This is a genomic window from Actinoplanes sp. NPDC048791, from assembly GCF_040650095.1.
GTDB lineage: Bacteria > Actinomycetota > Actinomycetes > Mycobacteriales > Micromonosporaceae > Actinoplanes.
This window is the reverse complement of sequence record NZ_JBEZGQ010000761.1, coordinates 1-4,222: the sequence shown is the minus strand read 5'-3', so window position 1 is coordinate 4,222 and position 4,222 is coordinate 1. Positions and strand designations below refer to the sequence as shown.

Annotated in this window: 4 protein-coding genes; 1 reads left to right on the top strand and 3 read right to left on the bottom strand. The window is 72.9% G+C overall.

Going from position 1 to position 4,222, the window contains the following annotated elements; genetic code table 11:
* Positions 1-74: 74 nt before the first annotated feature.
* From AB0C29_RS36400 to AB0C29_RS36390, 3 genes are read right to left on the bottom strand one after another with little or no spacing between them, the layout of a single operon-like run.
* Positions 75-662, bottom strand: a complete 588-nt coding sequence (locus AB0C29_RS36400) for a GNAT family N-acetyltransferase (protein ID WP_360830246.1) — start codon at positions 660-662, stop codon at positions 75-77.
* Positions 659-2,161, bottom strand: a complete 1,503-nt coding sequence (locus tag AB0C29_RS36395; RefSeq protein ID WP_360830243.1) for an APC family permease — start codon at positions 2,159-2,161, stop codon at positions 659-661. The genes AB0C29_RS36400 and AB0C29_RS36395 overlap by 4 nt, the downstream gene beginning before the upstream one ends.
* A 31-nt stretch (positions 2,162-2,192) precedes the next feature.
* Positions 2,193-2,840: a GPP34 family phosphoprotein gene (locus AB0C29_RS36390; RefSeq protein ID WP_360830240.1), complete on the bottom strand. Its 648-nt coding sequence runs from the start codon at positions 2,838-2,840 to the stop codon at positions 2,193-2,195.
* 336 nt (positions 2,841-3,176) lie between these two features.
* Here AB0C29_RS36390 and AB0C29_RS36385 point away from each other — a divergent pair.
* Positions 3,177-4,222: DUF1800 domain-containing protein (locus AB0C29_RS36385; protein WP_360830237.1), on the top strand; the 1,046-nt coding region annotated here is incomplete at its 3' end.

Genomic DNA, 4,222 nt, shown 5'->3' with positions numbered 1-4,222 from the left:
GCGGGCCGGGTTCTCGGTGGTCGAGGCCGAGACGGGCGGCGAGGCCCTGCTCCGGCTCGCCACGACCGGGGGACTCAGGCCCGCCACATCCGGTAGAACGGTGTGTCGTCCGGCATCCGGATGTCGAACGGCATCATGTCGGTGTAGCCGTACCGGCGGTAGAGGCGGATGTTGTCCTCGTTGGTCGCCTCGAGGTACGCCGCCGCGCCGCCCAGGTCCTGGTGGGTGCTGTCCATCAGCGCACCGCCGAGGCCGTGACCCTGGTGGTCCGGGTGGACCGCCAGGAAGGCCAGGTGCCAGTGCGGGTCCACCGGGTGGTGCTTGTCGAACAGCTCGTCCAGTTCGTGGAAGTGCGGCAGCCACTCCCCCGCCAGCGCGGCCAGGCGCTCGTCGTAGTGCGGGATCTCCGGCATCTCGTGCGTACGGTCGAACCACACCGCGGCCGCCGCCAGCCCGCCGGCCGGGTCGTCGATCACGTCGACCTTGCCGCACAGCGGCGCGTGCTCGGTGAGCAGGGTGAAGAAGTCGCCCATCACCCGCAGCCGGGACTGCGGGTCCGGGACCAGCGACCTGTTCTGCTCCAGGTCGTCGAAGGACAGGGCGATGAGGGCGCCGACCGCCGGCAGTTCGGCCTCGCCGGCGGGGCGGATCACGGGAGTCACTGGTGGGCCTCCGAAGTGGCGTCGCGGAAGGAGTGGCCGGTGCCGGCGCTGCGCGCGCCCATGCCGATGCCGCGGTAGACCTGCGGGCGGCTGCGGCGCAGGATCAGTGCCCAGCTCACGCCGGCCAGGGTCAGCACCGCGTACGCGAGCGGGACGGCCCAGGTCGGGGTGGAACCGGGCTCGACGCCGAACAGCACGGCGATGTTGGTCAGCGCCAGGTACGTCACCACGAGCAGCAGCACCGTGCCGAGCACCGGGGCGCCGATGCGGTGCCAGGCGTCCTCACCCTCGGGGTTGCGGGCGAAGTAGCCGATCACCGCGGCCGAGGTGACCGTGATCAGCAGCAGCACGCCGATGCCGCCGGTCGTGCCGCCCCAGAAGAACAGCTGCACCAGCGGGTCCCAGCCGGCCAGCGCGTACACCAGGATCGCGGCCAGGCCCACGGCCGACTGGGCCAGGGAGCCGTTCTTCGGCGCGCCGGTGGCCGGCACCGTACGGCCGAAGGCGCGGGGCAGCACGCCCTCGCGGCCCAGCGAGAAGGTGTAGCGGGCGATGATGTTGTGGAAGGAGATCATCGCGGCGATCAGCGAGGTCAGGAACAGTGCGTGGCCCAGGTGCAGGGCGGTGCTGCCGAGCCGGTCGGAGGCGAGGTTGAAGAACAGCTCCGGGCCCTCGGCGCCGGCCCGGCCGATCGGGTCGGCCCCGGCGGCGGAGATCATCGCCCAGGCGGAGAAGGCGTACAGGACCGCGATCAGCGCGACCGCGATGTACGTGGCCCGCGGCACCGTACGGCGCGGATCGCGGGACTCCTCGCTGAACACCACGGACTGCTCGAAGCCGACGAAGCCGGTGACGGCCATGACCAGCAGCGCCCCCGCACCCGTGCCGACCAGGCTGCCCGGGTTGAGCGGGGCGGACGAGGCCGCGAAGTCGGGGGTGAGCATGTCGGCGAAGCTGAAGATCACCACGAGCACGATCTCGGCGACCAGCAGGGTGGCCAGCACCTTGCCGTTGACCGCGACGTCGCGGACGCCCAGGACGGCGACCAGCGCCCAGGCCACCAGCGAGATGCCCCACCACGGCAGGTCGACGCCGAACCAGTCGGCGAACAACGGGGCGGCGATCGCGCCGAAGCCGCCGTACGAGGCGACCTGGAAGCTGTTGTAGGCCAGCAGCGCGACCCACGCCGCGCCGACCCCGAAGGGGCGGCCGATGCCCCGGGCGATGTAGGCGTAGAAGGCGCCGGCGTTGGCGATGTGCCGGGCCATGGCGACGTAGCCGACCGCGAAGACGGCGAGCACGAGCGCGACGGCGAGGAAGGCGATGGAGATGGCGGTGAGCCCGGTGACCGCGAGGCCGGTGGGCACGACGCCCGCCACGACGGTCAGCGGCGCGGCGGCCGACATCACGAAGAACACGACGGCGGCGACGCCGAGGCGGTCGCGGGCCAGGGCGGTCGAGAGCTGGCTCGGTCTGGCGGGGGTGGAGGTGCTGGGCACTTGGGGATCTCCCAACGGGACGGAGGGGGTGTCAGGCGCGGCGGGCCATCACGGCGTCGCCGACGGCGGCCTCTGCGTGGCCGACGAGATGCTGCAGCGTGGCCGGCATCCGCCGGCGCAGCTGGTCGAACAGGTGGTCGCGCTCACGGGCTTCGAGCGTGACGAGCACGTGCTGGTCGAGACCGGTGGCCAGGACCAGCCCGGCCAGCACGAGATCGGGGCCGTCCAGCAGCTCGCCGCGGGTGGCGGCGATCCGGATCCGGGTACCGGGCCAGGCGGCGGTCGCGGGGTCGGTCGGCACGAAGCGGACCTTGGTGCCGAGCAGGCCGCGCTTCTCCGTCCGGCGCACCAGCCCGGCGCGGGCCAGGCGCCGCTCGACGAGCTCGGTCGCGACGCCGGTGGCCAGGAAGGCGATCCAGTCGCGGATCTGGCGGTGGTGGCTCTCGCGCAGCAGCTGCTCCAGGACGGCGGCGGTGGCCGGCTCCGGGGTGGGCCGGTCGTCGAGCACGGTGACCTGGTTGTCGTACAGCTCCAGGCGGCGCCAGAAGACCAGCTCGCCGAGCAGGCCGGCGGCCAGGCCGAGGCCCAGGGTGGCCGGGGTGAGCAGGCAACGGCCGCGGGCGGCGTCGTGGGCGGCCAGGTACAGGTCGTCGGCGAGCGGCAGCTGGGTGGTCGCCACTCGACGGTCTCCTCTCCCTCGTACGCGGACACGGCCGAGCGACCGCGGGCCGTGATGACGGGCGGTGAGGGCAGGCTGACCGAGGTATGACGGCGGCGCCACGACCGGTTACGGTCAGCGGCGTCCAAGCAACACCGCGTAGCTTGCCAGCGCCCCGGGCGAGGCGCAATGTCCAGAGTGGCCGGATCCTGAATGCATCCTGCAAGAAGGCGCTGAGCTGCGGTTATGCCGCTCGCCAGATCAAGAAAGTTAACATCGTCTTCATCTGCCGAACGCGAACGCGGCCCGAACGCGACCCTTACCGAACGCTTACCCGCCGGCCCTACCGTCGTCGGCATGACCGAACGTGTCGCGGTGTCCCATCTCCTGCGCAGGCTGACCTTCGGACCGACGGCTGCCGAGGTCGACGCGGCCGAACGCGCGGGGGCCGGCGCCACCCTCGACAAGGTGCTCGAGCCGATCGGCCGTACCGTCGAGCTCCCGGACCTGCCCCCTGGCGGCACGCCGCCGAAAGGCGCGAGCCGCGAGGAGAAGCAGAAGGCCCGGCAGACCGCCCGCGCCCAGCTCACCACCGCGACCCGATGGTGGCTGGCCCGGATGGCCACGGAGTCCGGCGCGGCCGAGAAGCTCACCTTCTTCTGGCACGGCCACTGGGCCACGTCGGCCCAGAAGGTCCGCTCGGCGCCGCTGATGCTCGCCCAGCAGCAGACGCTCCGGCGCTACGGCGGCGGGGCGACCGGGCCCCTGGTCCGGGCGATGCTGCGTGATCCCGCGCTGATCCTCTGGCTCGACGGGCAGAAGAACACCCGCAAGGCCCCGAACGAGAATCTCGCCCGGGAGCTGATGGAGCTGTTCACCCTCGGCGTCGGCAGCTACGGCGAGGCCGACGTCAAGGCCGGGGCGCGGGTGCTCACCGGCTGGCAGGTCGACCGCGCGGCCGGCACCGCGGAGCTGCTCCCCCGCCGCCACGACGACTCGCCGGTCACGCTGCTCGGCAACACCGGCCGCTTCGACGTGGACTCCTACGCCGACCTGCTGGTGCGGCACCCGGCGCACGCACCCTTCCTGGCCCGGCGCCTCTGGGTTCGCTACGGCTCGGGCACCGCACCGGGACCGGAGACCACCGCCCGGCTGGCCGCCGCCGGTCGCACCGGCACCAGCGCGATGCTGCGTGCGCTGGCCACCGATCCCGCCTTCGCGGCCACCGCCGGACAGCTCGTCAAACAGCCGGTCGAGTGGCTGGTCGGCGCGGTCCGGCAGCTCGGCATCAACCTGGCCGAACTGCCGGAGAACAAGCAGAAGCAGCTCCTCGCCGGCCTGCGGGCACTCGGGCAGGTGCCGTTCCGGCCGCCGAGTGTGGGCGGCTGGCCGGTCGGCGCGGC